At 43.8% G+C, this 19,919-nt stretch carries 15 protein-coding genes and 2 tRNA genes; 6 read left to right on the top strand and 11 right to left on the bottom strand.

Annotated features, from left to right (window positions below):
- Positions 1–81: 81 nt before the first annotated feature.
- Entirely contained in the window at positions 82–1,299 is a 1,218-nt protein-coding gene (locus AACQ75_RS09160) for an aromatic amino acid transport family protein (protein WP_017046094.1), read from the bottom strand.
- 607 nt (positions 1,300–1,906) lie between these two features.
- On the opposite strand from AACQ75_RS09160, the gene AACQ75_RS09155 reads away from it, so the two are divergent.
- The gene (locus tag AACQ75_RS09155; RefSeq protein WP_017046095.1) at positions 1,907–3,172 is read left to right on the top strand and encodes a DEAD/DEAH box helicase; all 1,266 of its coding nucleotides are present in this window, start codon (positions 1,907–1,909) and stop codon (positions 3,170–3,172) included.
- A gap of 10 nt (positions 3,173–3,182) precedes the next feature.
- Here the strand turns inward: AACQ75_RS09155 and AACQ75_RS09150 are convergent, their stop codons facing one another.
- The 3 genes from AACQ75_RS09150 to AACQ75_RS09140 form a co-directional block, all read right to left on the bottom strand.
- Entirely contained in the window at positions 3,183–3,893 is a 711-nt protein-coding gene (locus tag AACQ75_RS09150) for a TetR/AcrR family transcriptional regulator (RefSeq protein WP_013867941.1), read from the bottom strand.
- 123 nt (positions 3,894–4,016) lie between these two features.
- Entirely contained in the window at positions 4,017–5,021 is a 1,005-nt protein-coding gene (ltaE, locus tag AACQ75_RS09145; RefSeq protein ID WP_013867940.1) for a low-specificity L-threonine aldolase, read from the bottom strand.
- Positions 5,022–5,130: 109 nt separating this feature from the next.
- Entirely contained in the window at positions 5,131–5,646 is a 516-nt protein-coding gene (locus AACQ75_RS09140) for an NUDIX hydrolase (RefSeq protein ID WP_170888525.1), read from the bottom strand.
- A 277-nt stretch (positions 5,647–5,923) separates the two neighbouring features.
- Between AACQ75_RS09140 and AACQ75_RS09135 the strand changes: the two genes are divergently transcribed.
- The 4 genes from AACQ75_RS09135 (at position 5,924) to AACQ75_RS09120 (ending at position 9,581) form a co-directional block, all read left to right on the top strand.
- Entirely contained in the window at positions 5,924–7,582 is a 1,659-nt protein-coding gene (locus AACQ75_RS09135; protein WP_094133667.1) for an ATPase RavA domain-containing protein, read from the top strand.
- A 9-nt stretch (positions 7,583–7,591) separates the two neighbouring features.
- Positions 7,592–9,037 carry an ATPase RavA stimulator ViaA gene (gene viaA / locus AACQ75_RS09130; protein WP_019283198.1) on the top strand — a complete coding sequence of 482 codons (1,446 nt, stop codon included), beginning with the start codon at positions 7,592–7,594 and terminating at the stop codon, positions 9,035–9,037.
- Between the two features lie 346 nt (positions 9,038–9,383).
- Positions 9,384–9,470, top strand: a tRNA-Leu gene (locus AACQ75_RS09125).
- A 37-nt stretch (positions 9,471–9,507) separates the two neighbouring features.
- A tRNA-Cys gene (locus AACQ75_RS09120) sits at positions 9,508–9,581 on the top strand.
- 132 nt (positions 9,582–9,713) lie between these two features.
- Here the strand turns inward: AACQ75_RS09120 and choV are convergent.
- The 7 genes from choV to AACQ75_RS09085 all read right to left on the bottom strand — a co-directional run bounded on the left by choV (position 9,714) and on the right by AACQ75_RS09085 (position 17,582).
- Entirely contained in the window at positions 9,714–10,901 is a 1,188-nt protein-coding gene (choV, locus tag AACQ75_RS09115; protein ID WP_170888524.1) for a choline ABC transporter ATP-binding protein, read from the bottom strand.
- 2 nt (positions 10,902–10,903) lie between these two features.
- Positions 10,904–11,752 carry a choline ABC transporter permease subunit gene (gene choW, locus AACQ75_RS09110; RefSeq protein ID WP_017048787.1) on the bottom strand — a complete coding sequence of 283 codons (849 nt, stop codon included), beginning with the start codon at positions 11,750–11,752 and terminating at the stop codon, positions 10,904–10,906.
- Positions 11,753–11,801: 49 nt separating this feature from the next.
- Positions 11,802–12,746, bottom strand: coding sequence for a choline ABC transporter substrate-binding protein (locus tag AACQ75_RS09105; RefSeq protein WP_047689625.1), 945 nt, complete (start codon positions 12,744–12,746; stop codon positions 11,802–11,804).
- Positions 12,747–12,782: 36 nt separating this feature from the next.
- On the bottom strand, positions 12,783–14,483 hold the full coding sequence (gene betA, locus AACQ75_RS09100; protein WP_170888523.1) for a choline dehydrogenase: 1,701 nt from the start codon (positions 14,481–14,483) through the stop codon (positions 12,783–12,785).
- Positions 14,484–14,501: 18 nt separating this feature from the next.
- On the bottom strand, positions 14,502–15,962 hold the full coding sequence (betB, locus tag AACQ75_RS09095) for a betaine-aldehyde dehydrogenase (protein WP_170888522.1): 1,461 nt from the start codon (positions 15,960–15,962) through the stop codon (positions 14,502–14,504).
- 21 nt (positions 15,963–15,983) lie between these two features.
- On the bottom strand, positions 15,984–16,577 hold the full coding sequence (gene betI / locus AACQ75_RS09090) for a transcriptional regulator BetI (RefSeq protein WP_017046103.1): 594 nt from the start codon (positions 16,575–16,577) through the stop codon (positions 15,984–15,986).
- Between the two features lie 216 nt (positions 16,578–16,793).
- On the bottom strand, positions 16,794–17,582 hold the full coding sequence (locus AACQ75_RS09085) for a lipase family protein (protein WP_170888521.1): 789 nt from the start codon (positions 17,580–17,582) through the stop codon (positions 16,794–16,796).
- 749 nt (positions 17,583–18,331) lie between these two features.
- On the opposite strand from AACQ75_RS09085, the gene AACQ75_RS09080 reads away from it, so the two are divergent.
- Positions 18,332–19,897, top strand: coding sequence for an AIPR family protein (locus AACQ75_RS09080; protein WP_212755005.1), 1,566 nt, complete (start codon positions 18,332–18,334; stop codon positions 19,895–19,897).
- Positions 19,898–19,919: the final 22 nt, after the last annotated feature.

Here is a 19,919-nt window from a genome sequence, read left to right as displayed (position 1 = left end):
AAGATTGAGACTTTGATCTTATTTTAGGTTAAAAAAAGTGGGGAGAGTAATATTACTCTCCCCACTTTTAACTTTAATTGATTAACCCAGAGCGGGTAGCACACCAAGGCTAATAAAGATTTGCGAAGTGACGATCATCAAACCAATGGTTGCTGTCATGGTCAAAGCCAGTTTGCCGCCTCTGACTTGATATTGTGTTTCACCCTGCAGTTGGAATACTTGGTTTGAACGCACTTTAATCACCATCACAATCGGTAAGAATATGGCCAAAATAGTCAACGCAATAGCTGCGTAACCGAGCGCCATAATAAAGCCTTGAGGGTAAAATAGCGCAAAGACTAATGGTGGCAGATAGGTGATGACGGAGGCAGCCATACGGTGCAATGGAATGTTCTTTTTCTTAATCGTATCGCCCATGAATTCAAACAAGCCCAAGCTTACGCCTAAGAATGACGTCAAAAGTGCAAGGTCGGCAAACACGCCAATAATGCTGCTTAAATTGGATTGATGAACGGTTTGCCCTAATGTCACAATTAGCGCACTCAGGCCGGAATTCTCAACCAGCTGAGGTTGGCTAACGACACCTAACGTGACGATCTGCCAAAAAATGTAAATAATCAACGGGATAGCAGAACCAATTAAGATGGCTTTGCGCAGCGAAGGGGTGTCGCCATCTAAGTAATTCACAATCGCCGGAATACTGCCATGGAAACCGAATGAGGTGAAAATGACGGGAATTGCAGCAACGATTAAGCCTTGCTCAAGTGGCATACTAAGCAAGTATGACTGAGAAACATTAGGTGCAAGAAATGAGAGCACTATAATCATCGCGACCATTTTACCGGCAAACAGCAGGCGGTTCACTTTATCAACCGTGCTGGTGCCGATCGTCACCACAAGTGCAACCAGTAAAGTAAAAAGCAAGGTGCCTAGCGGATTGCTGATCTCAATGCCAGCAAACTCTGTCAGGCGATGAGTGAATTGTGCGCCGCCACCGGCAATGTAAGCTGCACAAAGCGAATAGAACAAAAATAGCATAGCAAAGCTCGCTACCCATTTTCCTTTTTGCCCTAAGATCTGTTTAGCCAATGTATGTAAGGTGGCGTCTTTGTCTGCATATTGATGGATTTCAACCATTAACAATGCAGTGAAAGCCATTAATGCCCAGAGGGCGATCATAATCAGTAATGATGTGCCAAAGCCGATACCTGCAGAAGCGAGCGGTAGAGCTAGCATGCCTGCACCGATAGTGGTCCCTGCGATGATCAAAGTACTGCCGAAAATCTTTGATTGAGTCATGGTGTAAAGTTCTTTATACGTTATGTTGTGTTTCAGGGAGTGATATATATGAATACAACGGGGTGTTGACCATTAATCCACTCATTTTGGGCTATATTGTAGAACTTCGGATTCATTTTCAACAGCTTTGTAAAAATAAAAATCCATGAGTGTATTTTTTTGTTTACATGGCAAGGTGGCGGCTAAATAAGAGTGGTCGAAATCGTTTCGCTGTGATAGATATTGTGGTGATGATTAATTTGACTATTCGCTTTCAAAAAACTGTCATATAAATCATTTAAAAAGGATCTTGCGACGTGATAATCCCGTCTCAGTAAATATCAAAGGAGGTCGATTAATGAGTGACCAATATAAAAACGATGAGTGCTTAGAGTGGCTCGACGCCATGGAGATCGGATTTGATTTATCCGATTATGACTCTGTATCTCATGAATGCTCTGAACAGAGCGCAGAATAGTACCAGCCAGCAGCCTATGCTGGCTATGCTCCTTACATTCCCCCCTCATGTATCAATTCCCTAACACTGCTGATTTCCGCTGATTTTGAATAGGCGATTACCTTGCGCTTTGTTACAATCCGCGCCCTGATTTCCAATAGGTAAGCTGCAATGTCTGATACTGTGCACCCATTCCAACGTTTAGGACTTTCAACCACATTAGTTAGCGCTCTGCAATCTTTAGGTTTTGAACAACCGACGGATGTTCAATCTCAAGCTATCCCGCATGTTTTGGCTGGTAAAGATGTCATGGCTGGGGCGCAAACGGGTACCGGCAAAACGGCAGCTTTCGGTTTACCTATTTTGCAACGTTTTCTTGATAACCAAGCCGAGCGAGAAGCCAATAGTAAAGTTGTGCGCGCGCTTGTTTTGGTTCCGACTCGTGAGCTGGCTCAACAAGTGTTTGATAGCTTAAGTGCTTATGCACAAAGCACTACATTGAAGATTGTCACCGCGTATGGTGGAACCAGCATGCAAGTGCAAACACGTAACTTGCGTGGCGGTGCGGATATTTTAATTGCGACGCCTGGGCGGTTAATTGACCATCTGTTTGTGCGCAACATTATCCTGACGCAAACCGAAGCGTTGGTGCTGGATGAAGCCGATCGCATGCTCGATATGGGTTTTTTGCCTGATATCCAACGTATTTTGAAACGCATGAATGATGAACGCCAAACGCTGTTTTTCTCGGCCACCTTTGATGACAAAATCAAAGCATTAGCACACAAAATGATGCGTGACCCTGTCGGCGTGCAAATTTCACCAGCCAATGCGACCGCTGATACTGTAAAACAGATCGTTTATCCAGTGGATAAAAAACGTAAAAGCGAGTTATTAGCTTATCTAATTGGTTCACGTAATTGGCAGCAAGTCTTGGTATTTACCAAAACCAAACAAGGTAGCGATGAGCTAGCCAAAGAACTGAAATTGGACGGCATCAAAGCGGCCTCGATCAATGGCGATAAAAGCCAAGGGGCGCGCCAAAAAGCATTGGATGATTTTAAATCAGGTAAAGTTAGAGCGTTGATCGCTACTGATGTTGCGGCTCGTGGAATTGACATTCAGCAACTTGAGCAAGTGGTTAACTACGACATGCCCTATAAAGCGGAAGATTACGTGCACCGTATTGGTCGCACAGGCCGGGCCGGGCTAACGGGTTTCGCGGTCTCTTTGATGAGCCGAGATGAAGAGTATCTGCTTGAAGCGATAGAGGCCTTACTCAATCAACGCCTGCCACAAGAGTGGTTAAAAGGGTTTGAGCCGAGTTTGTTGGAAGCCTTACCGACTGAGCGTAGCAGCCGTAAACCTAGCCGTTCAGCGGAAAAAAGAAAGATGAAAGCAAAACTAAACATCCATGCCGGTAGAGGTAAGCGATAAAGCGCCCGCTTTATCTGGCCCAGTCACATTCAATATCATACAGCAACTCATTGATGGAGTTCGGACAGAGCGTCTGAGCTTCGTCGATATGGAACTTGGCGATCATCAAGTCATTAAAGAGTTGCCAATGTTTTAGTAAGCATTGGTTCACATCTTGAGTTTCATCTGACCATGTTTCTTTTAAAAATGGCGTGAGGCTCGCCGCGCCGTGCGCGTACATGATCATCTGCCATTTTATCTCCCACACCTTTATTGGTGTGGCTGAAAATTCACGGTTGTATTGCTCGGCAAGTTGTTCGACGAGCTGCTCAATTTCACCTGCGCTGTCGATAAAATAATCAAACAGAGCATCTTCTTGTCTTACCGCATCGGCGATCAGTTGAATCGGCTGTTTGACTGTCAGCATATGCGCGAGCAGCCGTACAATGAACAAATACAACTGCACGTTGGCGGGGGTGTTGGCTGGGATCTCTTTCAATATATGACGTAAATAATTCTCCATATAAAGATGGAGACCATCGCTGATACTGCGCCATATTTGCTCTTTACTACCGAAATGATGACGCAGCAAACTGTGCGAAACCCCAGCTTTTTCGCTGATCGTTCGTAATGACACTCGTGCATAACCTAGCTCGCAAAACAGATCCGCAGCGACCACTAGAATATCTCTTTTGGTTTTTTGGGCATCAGTGGCACTTCGGCGGCCTTGTCTTTTGGTCATTTTTTAACTCGTCTCATTTTTTAACGAGCGCAGTTGTACCAGATTTGAGAGGTAGTTTCACGGAAAAAACGCTTTGACAGTCATAACCGATGATAAGGTTATGACTGCACAATGTTAATTGGATCAGAGATAAAGGGAGAGTTTGCTGATTAGAAAATCAATATCATCGCGTGAGACGTCTTTATGGGTCACAAAACGTACCGGATTACCTGGCGAAACTTTTATTCCATCTTGCGCCAACTGATTGGTAATTGTATGGATATCGATAGAATCAGCTAATTTGGCAAATACGATGTTAGTTTGCACTAAATCTGGATTGACGGAAAACCCGTTTAAGTCCGCTAATTTGCGCGCTAAATATTGGGCATTGTCGTGATCAGTCTTCAGCTGAGTGACTTGTTCAGTCAATGCAAGGTGGCCTGCTGCGGCCAAAATGCCGGCTTGACGCATGCCGCCACCGAGCATTTTTCTTAAACGTCGAGCCTTGGCAATGTAGGTTTTTGAACCTAGTAGTAGCGAGCCGATAGGAGCTGAAAGCCCTTTAGATAAACAGACCGTCATTGAGTCAAAGTATTGCGCAATCTCTTTAACATCCACATCCAGCGCTACAGCGGCGTTGTATACGCGCGCGCCATCTAAATGCAGTGCCAAATGGTGTTGATCAACAAACGTTCGCGCTTGCGCTAAATAGGCGAGTGGTAGAACTTTGCCATTGATGGTGTTTTCAAGGCTAAGTAATCGAGTGCGAGCAAAGTGGGCATCATCAGGTTTAATGGCCGCGCGCAGTTTATCGAAGTCTAACGTGCCATCAGGGTTATTTTCGATTGGCTGCGGCTGAATAGAGCCAAGAACCGCGGCGCCCCCAGCTTCATATTTGTAGTTGTGCGCTTGTTGGCCACACAGGTACTCATCGCCACGCTCACAATGTGACATTAAACCCAGCAGGTTGGCTTGTGTGCCTGACGTGGTAAATAGCGCCGCTTCAAAACCGTGTCGCTGCGCGGCCCACTCTTCTAAGGCGTTGACGGTTGGGTCATCGCCATACACATCATCACCCACATCGGCATTAGCCATTGCTTCACGCATCGCGGCGGTGGGTTTAGTAACGGTATCTGATCGAAAATCCATATAATCTCCTCATGCGTTTTTCTATTTTTGCTAGAAGCATTTTCACTTCAATTCTTATCTGTGCTTGTACTTTATTGATAGCTAAGCACTTTATCGATAGCTAAGTATTTTATAGATAACCACACAGCTTCGCCTTACTTAGGCAGGCAATGGTTTTTGAATCTGTGATTTGCCCAGTGATGATTTTTTGCTCCAATTCCTGGATCGAAAGCGTCACCACCTCAATGACTTCATCATCGTCGCATGATAATCGTGCAGTTCTGCTCAGCTGTTTAGCGACAAACAGGTGCTGTATTTCGTCACAAAATCCAGCTAATGGTGTGACTTGCCCTAAAGTGATCAGCTCACTTGCGCTATATCCTGTCTCTTCTTCAAGCTCACGGTGCGCGCATTCGGCTGGAAGCTCCCCCTTTTCTAAAGTGCCTGCTGGGAGCTCTAACAACCACTTTTTGAGTGAGGGGCGAAACTGATTAATCAGAATAATATCGCCTTGTTCTGTGATCGGCAAAATCACGGCCGCGCCCGGATGGACTATGGTGGTGTGCTCAATGCTTTTGCCCGTAGGAAGGGTGACATCCTCTTGCACTAATGAAATGGTTTTCCATGTATGTATGGTTTTGCTCATGCAAACTCTTCTTTAATTGTGGCTAGCCAATGACTGATATGATGATAAGGGTTCAACCTTACCGAGAATCTGTGGCTAAGACAAAGTAAAACGATAACCTAAGTATCAATATTTCTTGCACAATCAGTGATGTCAGTCTCATATATGCAAACATTGATTTCGAAGAATTTCACAGAAAAGAGATCTGCTATAAGTGGGCGCTTATACTAAAATCTATTTGTAACAAAACAATAACAGTCGTATAAAGTTATGTATACAAACCATTTGGAGCGCTTAAGTGATCAATTTTACTCCTGCATCTCATGCGCAAAAAGCGCTACTTTCAGAGCGCATAAATAAGCTTGCTAAGGCTTTATCGGATGGTGTTTATGAGCGTGAAGACACCATCAAACTTTGTCTACTGGCTGCTTTAGCGGGGGAAAGTGTTTTCCTACTCGGCCCTCCTGGTATTGCAAAAAGTTTGATTGCGAAACGTCTGATCCAAGCCTTCGATAACAGTAGTTATTTTGAATACCTCATGACGCGTTTCTCAACACCAGAAGAGGTATTTGGTCCATTAAGCATTCAAGAATTAAAAGATAATGGGCGCTATGTTCGCCTAACCAAAGGCTATCTTCCTACCGCACAAGTGGTTTTTCTTGATGAAATTTGGAAAGCAGGCCCCGCCATTTTGAACACCTTATTAACGGTTGTGAATGAAAAGACCTTCAAAAATGGGAGCGATATTGAACGTGTACCAATGCGTCTTCTGGTTTCGGCATCGAACGAATTACCGGATGAAGAGAGTGGTTTAGATGCCTTGTACGATCGCATGTTAGTGCGTGTGTTTGTCAACCGTATTCAAAATAAGCAGAATTTCAAATCGATGCTGACTGTCGGTACGCCACAAGAAGCGCGCATCCCTGAAGGGCTTGCGATTACCGATGAAGAGTATCACTCATGGCAGCGACAACTTGACGATTTACTGTTGACAGATGACGTGTTTGAAAAGTTATTTGAGCTGAAAAACATGCTAGAGCATGCCGTTGAAAACCAGCCCGCTGCGGCAAGTATTGATATGTACGTTTCAGACCGCCGTTGGAAAAAAGCGGTGAAGCTGCTCAAAGCGAGTGCGTTTTTTAATGGCCGCGACTCAATCAACCCGCTTGATTTACTGCTGCTGCAAGATTGTCTTTGGAATAGCCCCGATTCTCGCGATATTGTGCGCCGCGTTATACGCGACTTTGCGTTGAAACATGCTTTTGACCAACAAGAAGTTGAACATCAAATCGTAGTGTGTCGTGAAGAGCTGGCTGAGATTCAAGAAGAGCTAGAGTCTGAATTTGGCATGTTGCTCTCGCTGGAAACATCATCCGGTTTGATTAAAAAGCAAGTGCATCAGTTTGATACCAAATCGGCAAAAACCTATCAGGTAGGCACCACTCATGACTTGGTCAAATTGGTATTGCTGCAAAGCAATATGTCCGTCTCTGAGGCCGAAAAAGGCGATAGCCGCTGGGTTTATGTGCCTAAAAGCGAGCTTGAAAGAACGATCAAAGAGGGGCATGGCGATGTGTATGGTTATGTGAATCAAAATACCAATTTGTGCCGTTTAAGGTTTGATTTAGATGCTGGTAATAACCTCGTTCTGAAAGATATTGCTAATCGCTCGGTGTTGGTGAGTTTGGTGACTGAGCAAGGTTTAGACGAAAGTCTTTATCAAGAGTGGCTTACGAAAGCGGATCAAGCCGTTGCACAGTTGCAACATGCCGAACACCATTTGCGTAAAGTACGTTCTAAGTTTCACGGCGCTTTGCCGCATAACTTCATTGATCCGGAGCTGCCCACCGCTATGGAAGCGACGCTGCAGCATCTGCAGCAATTACTTGAATCGACTCATACCGAATGCGAAAAAACGGTGCTTCGTTTTAAAAACCTAAACCAGTTTTTTGCGTAAGGAGAGAAGATGCTTGGTGCCGATGGTTTAAATTTAGCGTTAATGATTGCCGACTCGGGCATCATTGATACGGCAGTGAATGATTTGCTTGCGCGCTCGCAAGTGATGATGATGGCTGAAAACCGCGGCGTGGCGAATTCAGTTAAAAATCACCTAACTAAGTGGCGTGGTAGTGTCAAAAAACGCATTACAAAAGTGTGTGAAACTGAGCGTTTTCAACAAGAGCTGACCTTATATCAAGAAGTAATTCACTGGGATGAAGAGACCTTCTTTACCCGGATTAACGAGATAATCAAACAGTTGGAATGGCACTCAGCATTTTATCTCCAAGCACGTCGTTTAATCGAAAAAAACAAGGGGTTGCATAACCCCATGTTCCCTCATTTCTTTTGTGACCAATGGTATCAAAGCCTTTGCCATGCGATTAAACAAGCGCAAATCAACGAACTTGAAAGTAACAAAGAAAAAGTGTTGGCCGATTTGTACCAGCGTATGGAAACCATGAAAAACATGGATAAAGTCACGGAATCGGGTGATGAAAGCAGCGTCGGTCGCTTGTGGGATATGGCATCGGCGAAGCTCAGTAAAACAGACATTAGTGTCATGAAACGCCATGCAGAATTTTTGAAAAAGAACAAAGGATTGCAAGAGATTGCTGAACAGCTTGGGCGCATGGCTGGCGAAGTAGATGACCCGGATCTCAACCGCACTCCAGCCGAAGCGCTGCAAATGGTGGAGGAGAAATCGGACGAAGCGACGGATGACATCGTCGGCATCCACGAAAGTGATGATCTGAACAAGCTACTGCCCAACGAAACCATGTTTCTTGCCTATCCTGAACTTGAGGTGGTTTTCTACAAGCATTTAGTGGATAAGCGCTTGATGAACTATCGCATGCAAGGCAAGTCTCGCACCTTGCGTAAAGTCAAAGCGTACCAACCAGAACACAAACAGTTTGAGATTGAAAAAGGGCCGTTCATCGTATGTGTGGACGCTTCTGGTTCCATGAGTGGTTTCCCAGAACAGTGTGCAAAAGCGATGGCTTATGCTCTGATGCAGATTGCGCTTGCTGAGAGGCGCGAGTGCTACGTGATGCTGTTTTCTACTCAGCAAATTACCTATGAGCTGACCAAGCAAGATGGCTTGCGTGAAGCGAGTGATTTTTTAAGTTATTCATTTCACGGCGGAACGGATTTAGACCCTGTGCTAGAACAATCGGTTGAACTGATGAACAGTGACAAATACCGCAATGCAGATTTGGTCGTATTGTCGGATTTCATCGCACCTAAACCGCCGGAAGCTCTGCTAGAAAAAATCGCGACCTTAAAACATCAAAAAAATCGTTTCCATGCGGTGAGTTTGTCTCGCTATGGTAATCCACAGTTGATGGCGATGTTTGATCACTGCTGGGCATACCATCCTAATCTCGTCGGGCGACTGATGAAAAAATGGTAACGATTACTTGATAAGAACTGATGGATTGTTGCTCTAATTGTTCGCCTTCTATCCTTTGCGGGTCGATTCTTAGTCACTTGATTCATAAGTGGAAAATTTATTGTTGACTCATTTTCTTAATCCGTTAAAGTACGCCTCGTTCTCACGGCAAAGCTCGAAAGAACAATGTCAGGAGTTAGTTGCTCAGCAAGATGAGCAGAGTTATTAAAAGCTGCAAAGCAATGTTTAATAACAAATGTTTTTAATAACCAAATGTTGTTAATAACAAAGCTAGCGAATGTACTTCAAAAAATTTTCGATGGTGTGTAACTGATTCAGTTGACGGCATCGCAATCCAGAATTGCGTGCCCTGGTGGTGAAATTGGTAGACACAAGGGATTTAAAATCCCTCGACTTTCGAGTCGTGCCGGTTCAAGTCCGGCCCGGGGCACCATCTATTCTTTGCTCATTAAGAGCAACAAAAAATTAAAGGCGCGATGGCAGACTGGTTATGCAGCGGATTGCAAATCCGTGGACCTCGGTTCGACTCCGGGTCGCGCCTCCAAAAACAAAAAAAGACGCTTTTTAGCGTCTTTTTTTGATCTATGTGATTAAGAATCAACAGCCTGCTTAGAAAATAACGCCATCGGTATGATGGCGTTAACATGACATTGACAGCAATGCACAGAGGTGAGTGTTAAGCCGCCTTTTCGGTTTGATAATTTCCCAGTAGGGCACTGTAAATTTCTTGGTCGCTTAAGACGCCGACGAGCTGATTATTTTCCATCAGAAGAATCGGATTTTGAGTTCGATGTTTCAACTCAATCGCGCTACGCATATCAATATCAGGTGTTGTAATAATCATCATCGATGAATCAATGTTCGACATATCGCTGACTTGGGTATCCCAGTGGATAAGAGCGGTCGACGTTGCTCCATATAGTGTCAGAGTTTTATCATGTTGTGCGACCCAAACATCCTGTTTTTTGCAGACCTGCCAACGTTCGTCTTGTTGCTTTAACTGTTCGATGGGCTGCATTAACGAACGTCCTTTTAGTACGTTAAGAGGGTTAGTGTGTGCCACAAACTCTTTAACGTAGTCCGTTTTGGGTGTAAGGACAATTTCTTCTGGTTTACCGTGCTGAATCAGTTTTCCTGACTCCATAATCGCGATGTTATTACCTATTTTTAGCGCTTCATCTAAGTCGTGGCTAACAAATAAGATGGTTTTGTTGAGTTTGCTTTGTAGCTCTAATAACTCATCTTGCAGTTGTGCACGAATCAGCGGATCAAGTGCTGAGAACGGTTCATCCATTAATAGGATGTCACTGTCCATTGCAAAAGCACGTGCTAAACCGACACGTTGCTGCATGCCGCCAGAAAGCTCATGGGGGAATTTATCTTCCCATTCAGCAAGGCCAACCATCGAGAGCTGAGCACGAGCACGTTGGTGGCGTTTTTTCTTACTCATTCCTTGCATTTCTAAGCCAAATGCCACGTTATCTAAAACCGATAACCAAGGCATAAGGGCAAACTTTTGAAACACCATCGAGACACGATTTGTTCTTAAATGCTGAAGCGTTGCTTTATCACAGCTGGCAAGGTCAACAAAGCGTTCGCCATCTTTTAATTCTAATGATCCCCGGCTGATGGTATTCAAGCCATTCACCGCGCGTAGCAAGCTCGATTTCCCTGAACCAGACAGCCCCATCAAGACGCAAATCTCGCCTTCTTTAACAGTAAGGCTGACATTGTTTACCCCTACGACTTGACCGCAGGTATCGATAATCTCTTGGCGAGATTCACCCGCATCGAGTCGTTGCAGTGCTTCATTTGGGTTCTGACCAAAGATAACATCGAGGTTTTTAATGGTAATTGCGTCCATGATTATGCGTCCTTATTATTTTGATGTGGGGTTTTGCATAAACGATCAAGAATGATGGCGACTAAAACAATGGCTAAGCCTGCTTCAAAACCTTGAGAAATATTGACGGTGTTGAGTGCACGAATCACGGGTTTGCCAAGGCCGTCAGCCCCAACTAAGGCGGCAATCACAACCATTGAGAGTGATAACATAATGCACTGAGTGATCCCTGCCATTATGCTGGGTAGCGCTGCTGGCAACTCCACTTTGAGCAGTAAGTTCATACGGCTAGAGCCGAATGCTTTACCCGCTTCAACTAACTCTTCCGGTACCTTAGTTATCCCAAGATAGGTGAGGCGAATGGGGGCGGCGATGGCAAAGATAATGGTCGAAATGAGCCCCGGAACAATACCCAAACCGAACAGAACTAGCGTTGGAATGAGGTAAACAAAGGTTGGTACCGTTTGCATTAAGTCAAGAATTGGGCGCATCAGCGTATAAAGCCATGGTCGATGCGCGGCGATAATGCCCAATGGTACGCCAATTAATACGGAAATCGTTGTCGCGGCAAACACCAAGACAAAGGTTTCCAGCATTTCTTGCCAGTAGCCAAGGTTTAGAATAAGCAGTAGGGCAGCAATAACAAATACCACCAATGAAATCTGACGATGCAGATACCATGCAATGGCTGCGGTGACTAAAATCGGCACGGCAGGGGGCATCCATTTAAACACATCAACTAAAGATAAAATGATGGTCTCAAGTAAGTAGGAAACAGTATCAAAAAATGTGGCTGCATGGATGGTCAGCCAGTCAACGCCACTTTCCATCCAACGACCTAAGGGGATTTTGTTCTCTGTAATAAAATTCACGGTATAGCCTTTTGGAAGGTGAAATGCTCACCTCCTCCTTTAAATTAATTTATGCTTTAAATGGCGCTAAATAGTTGCTGATAGCTTGTTGTGCAGGTGTTCCAGCTTTAGTTTTTACATTCTTTAGCCATGGAACAATACTTTCTGGATGTTTGATTAACCATTGGCGAGCGGCTTGTTCTGGTAACACGCCTTGGTTGAGAATGGATTCCATCAGTTGGTTTTCCATTTCAAGCGAGAAGGATAGGTTTTTTAATAAATTACCGACATTTGGGCATTGTGCTAGGTAGTTTTGACGCACATTGGTGTAGACATTTGCACCACCGTAGTTTGGGCCAAAGTAATCGTCACCGCCATCAAGGTATTCCATTTCAACATTGCTGTTCATTGGGTGCGGAGCCCAACCTAGAAACACAATCCACTGATTACGACGTACTGAGCGTGCCACTTGTGACACCATGCCCGCTTCACTTGACTCAACAACGCTAAAATCTTTCAGCTCAAAAGCGTTTTCATCAACCATCGATTGGATCAAGCGATTACCGTCATTGCCCGGTTCAATACCATAGATTTTGCCGCGAAATTTATCTGAAAATTGAGCGATATCAGCAAACGATTGGACACCGGCATCATAAACGTACTTAGGCACAGCGAGTGTGTATTTTGCTCCTTCCAAGTTAGCGCGTAGAGTTTCAACCGTTCCAGCTTCACGGTATTTGGCAATATCGCCTTCCATGGTTGGCATCCAATTACCGAGGAATACATCAATGTCACCGTTCGCCATAGATGAGTAGGTCACGGGTACTGAGAGTAAATCGATTTTTGTCTGATAACCTAACCCTTTGAGCAACTCTGTGGTTATTGCCGTCGTGGCGGTGATGTCTGTCCAACCCACATCAGCAAAGCGTACCGTATCGCATTGATTGGCGTAAGCGTTGGCGCTGAGCAGAGTCGTCATTGCAAGTGTGAGCACGGTTTTTTTAGTAATAGACATGTTATTTCCTTGTATTTTTGACTGACTTTATAAATTTTATGAGTAAGCGTCCGGCTTTCTCATTGGTGGTTTTATTCTTTGTTTGGTTTGCCAGTCTGGTGCAATCCATACTGGAGCTTCAGTACTGGCTAATAGCGGTTTGCCTAAAATAAGATCGGCGGCGCGCTCTGCGACCATGATGGTTGGCGCATTCAGGTTCCCGTTGGGAATGCTTGGGAATATCGAGGAATCCACCACGCGTAAAGCTTGAATTCCGCGCACTTGGCATTGGTCATTCACCACGGCCATTGGGTCGTCATCTGCGCCCATTTTGCAGCTGCAAGAGGGGTGATAGGCGCTTTCCACATTCTGTTTGACCCATGAATCAATATCGTCATCGCTTTGGATCTCTTCACCCGGTTGAATTTCTTCACCCCGATAACTATCCAATGCTGGTTGCGCTAGAATTTCGCGGGTGAGACGAATGCAATCGCGCCAATCTTGACGATCTTGTTCGGTTGATAGGTAATTAAATGCGATAGAGGGTGAAACCGTTGGATCGCGAGAGACAATTTGTACTTGTCCTCGGCTTTCTGGCTTATTGGGTCCCACATGAACTTGGAAGCCGTGACCATCAAAGGCCGCTTGGCCGTCGTACCGCATCGCAGCAGGTAAAAAGTGGTATTGAATATTTGGCCATTTGAGCCCTGCGCGAGAGCGAATAAACGCGCATGACTCGAAGTGGTTGGTTGCCCCTAATCCTTTACGAGTTAAGATCCATTCAGTGCCGATAAGCCCTTTGTTGATTAAACCGAGTTTACTGTTTAGTGTGATCGGCTGTTTGCAGTGGTATTGAAAATAGATCTCTAAGTGATCTTGCAGGTTTTGACCCACGCCAGGCAGGTCTTGCTCCAGTTTCACACCAACTTGTTCAAGCAACGCTTTAGGGCCAATACCTGAAAGTTGCAAAAGTTGAGGAGAGCCAATAGAACCAGCACTTGAGATCACTTCTCGCAAGCAAAACGCTTGTTGGATCTTGCCTGATTTTTCAAACTCAACGCCGATGGCCTTTTGCTCTTCAATCAAGATTTTATGTGCCACAATTCCTGTTTTTACGGTGAGGTTCGGGCGCTTCATCGCGCGGCGTAAATAGGCATTGGACGTTGAGGCGCGAACTCCAGAATCTACCGTCATATGCATTGGTCCGAAACCTTCCTGCTGATAAGCATTGTAATCGTCAGTTTCTGGATAACCGGCTTCTTTGCCCGCATCGATGAAGGCTTGATAAAGTGGGTTCAATTGCATGTCGTTACCGTTACAAGTACCGACAGGCCCATTGCCGCCACGATAAGCGTTATCGCCACCTATCCAAGATTCAGCGCGGCGAAAATAGGGTAAACAATTTTGATAATTCCAACCCTCAGCGCCCAGTGATTCCCATTCATCAAAATCGCAAGCGTGGCCACGAACGTACACCATGCCATTAATAGACGAGCTGCCACCGAGTACTTTTCCCCGTGGGCAATGTAACTGACGCCCGTCGAGATCGGGCTCTGATTCGGTTTCAAATTGCCATGCGTATTTTTCGCTGTTCATCGGGTAAGAAAGGGCGGTGGGCATTTGAATAAAAATGCTTTTATCGCTTCCGCCAGCTTCGAGCAGTAAAACCTGATGTTCGCCAGACTCGGTTAAGCGATCGGCAAGAACACAACCCGCTGAGCCCGCACCGACGATAATGTAATCAAAGTGATTTAACATAGAAGGCTCCTTTGACGATTAAGCATATGGGCTAGCAAAATCATCTAGCTCCACTAAAATGCTCTTGGTTTGGGTATAATGCTTAAGGGTTTCTATGCCATTTTCACGACCAATTCCGGAATGCTTATAACCACCGACAGGCATTTCTGCCGGAGAGTCTCCCCAGGTATTTATCCAGCAGATCCCGGCTTGAAGTTGGTGAATTACTCGGTGTGCACGAGAAAGGTTCTGTGTGAACACTCCTGCAGCTAAGCCATATTGAGTGCCATTCGCGCGCGCGATCACTTCGTCTTCATCGCTAAACTTAAGCACTGACATCACAGGGCCAAAGATTTCTTGCTGCACGTGAGCCATGTCATCAGTGCAATCAATGAAAACAGTTGGTGCAACAAAATTGCCCTTATTTAGGCCGTTATCGGTAACTTGATAACCACCAGTGAGCAAAGTTGCTTGGCTAGCTTTGGCTTGTTCAATGGCTGTGAGCACTTTGTTTAAATGAGGTTTGGAAATTAACGCGCCAATCTGGGTGTTGATATCCATAGGATCGCCAATCACTAATTGTTCAGTACGCAGCTTAAGCTGAGCGACAAACGCATCGTAGAGGCTGTCGTGCACGAAAACGCGCGTCCCATGGGTACATACTTCACCTTGGGTATAAAAGTTTGCCACCATGGCAGCGGAGACAGCTTGATCAAGCTTGGCATCATCAAAAATAATGAGCGGTGACTTTCCGCCTAATTCCATGGTGACAGACTTCAAGCTGCGAGCGCTGTCTGCCATTACGGTTTTCCCGGTACCCGATTCACCGGTAAAAGAGACTTTGGCAATATCTGGGTGGGCCGTCAGCATTTGACCTACGCGGTAATCACCTTGAACCACGTTAAAGACGCCGTCTGGCACTCCGGCTTCACTGAAGATCTCTGCCAGTTTTAATGCGCTTAATGGCGTTTCCTCTGAGGGCTTGAAAATCATCACATTGCCGGCAGCCAGTGCTGGCGCTGATTTCCACATCGCGATTTGAATCGGATAATTCCATGCGCCAATGCCCGCGCAGATGCCTAATGGCTCGCGTCGAGTATAAAAAAACTGATGTTCATTGAGCTGCTGTTGCTCGCCTTGAAGCGATGGGGCTAAATTTGCAAAGTACTCAATGACGTCTGCGCCAGTCGCAATATCAACGCAATTGGCTTCTTGAATCGGCTTACCGGTATCGAGAACTTCAAGTACAGCAAGTTCATCGTTTCGTTCTCTAAGTATTTTTACTGCTTTTAGCAAAATACGGCTGCGTTCTGTTGCGGTCATTCTTGACCATACCGCGAATCCTTGCTTGGCAGAGGTGATAGCTTGTTCAATGTCATTGGCACTGGCGTGCTGCAATCTTGCTATCACTTCACCTGTTGCTGGGTTGTAGGTATCGAAACGTTCTCCTGAAGTCGCAGATCGGAGCGTTCCGTTGATATAAAGCGATTGTATTTCCATTTTAAGGCCTGAAGTGGGTTGTTATTGCGCGTAAAACGCTAATTGTTTATTGAGGTAATCGTTAATGATGGAATGTGCTTGAGCAGGGTCGATCCCTTTGGGGTTTAATGCTCCGCGTAGCCAAATGCCATCAATCAGTGACGCGATACCATGAGCCACGAGGTTGACTTGTTCTGATGGGAGCAGCGGCTTGAGTTCAATCTTAAGATGAGAAAGTAAACGCTGTTCATTGACGTATTGCAGGCGATTTAACTGTGCGTCGTGCATGGAGTAAGCCCAAAACGCTAACCATGTTTTAACAACTTGGTTTTCCGCTTGGAACCCTTTGAAATTGCCGGTTACGATGGCATTAATGCGTTCGTAATGAGCCTCTTTTGGGAGTTGGTTTAAATGCTGAGTGATGGTGGTTGAAAGCTCACGTAAAACAACACGCATTGTCTCTTCCAATAATCCATGCTTGCCGCCAAAGTAGTGATTGATAATCCCTGTCGAGACACCTGCTTCTTTGCTGATTAAAGCGATACTTGCGCCATGTAATCCAACGCGCTCAATGACTGTCATTGTTGCGGCAACAAGTTGAGGTTTGCGTATGTCTGGCATCCCTACCTTTGGCATAATTCATCCTGATTATTTTATATTGAACGATTAGTTAAATATAAAATGCCATGATAATGTTTAGAGTTCAAATCTATTTTTGGATGATAATTGCCATTAAATTTATATGGTTAATGATAAATATTGCTTTAATTCAATTAATTACAATTAATTTTTCATAATTGTTTAGTGTGAAAAATATTTGAAGTCACCGTGTTTTTTGTTCGGTGCTAGCTTCTATCGTTCATCGAAGAAATCCTTATTACGGATGTATTTACTCATGAGGTGATAAGAGAAGGGGCGAACTAGCCAGCTCAATAAAGATCGACCTAACCGGATGAACGTTGGTGTGTTTTCGTAAATACGCCCATTGTAAAGCCACAGCAATTTACCCACATGCCAATAGATTAAAGGAATGGGTGGCATAAAGGTGACGATGTCGAGGTCACAACAAATACGATAGGTTTTGTGGCTAAGCGCGTAGCGTTGACGAAAACGCCAATTACCAATCGCGGGTTGGCCGAATGTCACAATGCGTTTGATGCATTTTGGGTATTTCTTTTCGATGTAGTCAGCAAAGATACACCCAATAGCCCCACCCGAAGAGTGACCAGTGATGGCAATGCGTTTGCCGCTCTCGATCAGAGGAACAACGACGGCTTCCAGCCGTTGTAAAACCGATAGGCCGAGTTTATCTTCGTTGCGCGTTGGCAGGCTCTCTTGATGCAGGAGATGGTAAAAGCCCGCATGAATACGGTAATCCAATCCTAAGTGCTGACAACTGCGTGTCCACATTGCAAAGTTCAAAAGCCAATCACTGACACTGTGCGAACCTTTGATGACGACCACCGCCTCTTCTTGGTTTTTACTCCACAGCACTCGAATCATGATTTTACCAAACTGGTTACGGATGATGTGCTGACCGTTCGGGTCAAAACCGTAACGTGTCTGCCTAAACACTCTGAGATAAGCAAGGTTGCACAGCACGGCATAGCGTTCGTATTGATAGCGTTTAAGTGGTTTCACATGACGGCTCTCGAAGATATTGAGCTAACGTAGCGATTGAATGTGAATGCTTTATGAACGGTGCAGTTTTGGGTGGAGGAGTATTTATATTTAAATGCTGTCAGCCATAAAGATGCGAAGGACAGAATGTCACATTAATTATGTGGGATTCGTCAAGAAAATCTTTCATAGAAAGATACCGCTACCTCTCAACGCTCACGAAACTAATTCCCTCCCCTTTAAGGGGAGGGGTAGGTTGGGGTGTTTCTTGGTTGCTGACACCTCTGCACACCCCCTCCTAACCTCCCCCTTAAAGGGGGAGGAACAGAACGGTTCAGCTTCCACTCTGGAGCATAATGTGGCAAAAATGAGCCAGCGAAGATCGGCCTGACACAAGTTTGGACAACTCCGAGTTAAGGTTGGCAATATCGGTATGTATCTTCGAATTAGATTTAGTTAGGGAAACAACGAGAAAATAAATTTTGTGATGTTAATCACCTAAAGCGTAATGCATAATTTGAAAACATAACAACAACCCTAAAGTCATACTTTTTTGCGCACCATTATATGCAGCTGTGATATAGTTGAAAAAATCATTAGTTTAGAGGTTTTATGTCTGGTGTCGCTAGTTTAAACGATTTCAAGTTATTAAATATAAAATATAAAATATAAAATGTAAAAAGTATTTTGACCTTTACTCAAAAGGTGCTGTCTTTTCTAAGCAACCCGAGAATGACAAGCTAAAGGAACGATTTGGTTTTTACCTGTTTATGCTTGAAAGTTTGTGTGATGAGAAAGATCTTGATCGTATCAGTGATAATATCACTGATACTGAATACAACGCATACCTCACGGGTAATCGATTTAATGATCAAGGTATTGATGCGATTTATATTAATGATGAAAGTAAAGAGATATTACTATTCAACTTTAAATTTAGAGAATCATTTAAACCTGGTCAGATGCAAAGCTCAAATGAAGCTTTTGTTTCAACAAAACTAGTAAATTGCATCTTAAATGGAAATTCTGATGGTCTAGATGGAAAGTTAAAGAGTTTAGTTGATGATGCGATAGAAAGACTCAATAGTAATGATGTTTGGAAGACCTCTCTTTATATGTTAAGCAATGAAGCTGTTCCAATAAATATTGATGAGACGGCGATTCAGCAACTGAAAGATTTTTATGATATGGAAGTTATTTCTATCTGTCTTCCACAAATTAAATCAATGATGTCCATTCGACCAAAGCCAATATCTTCAGAGCTTATAATCGACAATGACGCTTTAATGTCTTATTCGGAAAACACCATTTCAACGTCAAAGTCTTATATAGTAAGATTAAATGCGGCAGATATAATTAGAATAACATGTAAAAATCAAGAACTAAGAAATAACTACAATTGTGAACAAATTGAAGTGTTAGCTAAAGAACGAATAGACTATGGAGTTTTATTCGACAATGTTCGAGGCTTTGTTCAAAAATCAAAATATAATGAAGCCATAGCACGTTCTCTAAAAGAAGATCCTAGCAAATTTTTCATGTATAACAATGGCATGACAATTGTTGCTAAAGATATTAAAGCAGAGCCTGTTAATGGTAACAAAAAAGTAAGAATTTCCATCAGTGACTTCCAAGTACTAAACGGAGGGCAAACACTCCGAACACTTCATAATTTCAATGCTCAAGATGATTCATATATATCTGAGTTTTTATCTAAAAGTGAAGTCTTGGTTAGAATATTCAATGCTTCAAATAGTGATGCCGTTAACAAAATCGCAGAATACACTAATAGCCAAAACTCAATCTCAAACGTAGATTTAAAGTCTTTGAGCACCCTACAGATTCAACTAGAACAACTTTTGGATGAACATGATATTATCTATTCAAGAAAGAATGGAGATACTGGCATGAATGACCAAAAAGATTACAAGTACAAAATTAGCATGGAGTTATTTGGACAGATACTATTTGCAATTCAAGGTAATCCTGAAAAATCTTCCAATCAAAAACAACATATCTTTGGTAAGTATTATGACGACATCTTCTCGGAAAGAAATTTCAATATCTCTGATGCGCCAGTGATTATAGAAAGCTACTTTGACATTAAAAAATCATATGACTCAGTAACAGAAAGCCTACAGAAAATTGAGCAAAAAGTATTCTACATACTATATATGAAAAAAGTTCGTAGCGATCTTGATAATCAGGCGTGTATTGATGAACTTGAACGTATACTAGAGCTGTTTGAACCGTCTAAAAAAACGATTACTGATGCTCGTAAAATGATTCAAGTTCGTTTTAAAGATTTTCTTAATGAGCAATTATGCTTAGGTTAGTATAATTTTTAATACCTGCCAA

It is taken from the genome of Vibrio sp. B1-2, from assembly GCF_963888445.1.
GTDB lineage: Bacteria > Pseudomonadota > Gammaproteobacteria > Enterobacterales > Vibrionaceae > Vibrio > Vibrio anguillarum.
This window is presented reverse-complemented; position numbering and strand designations above follow the sequence as displayed.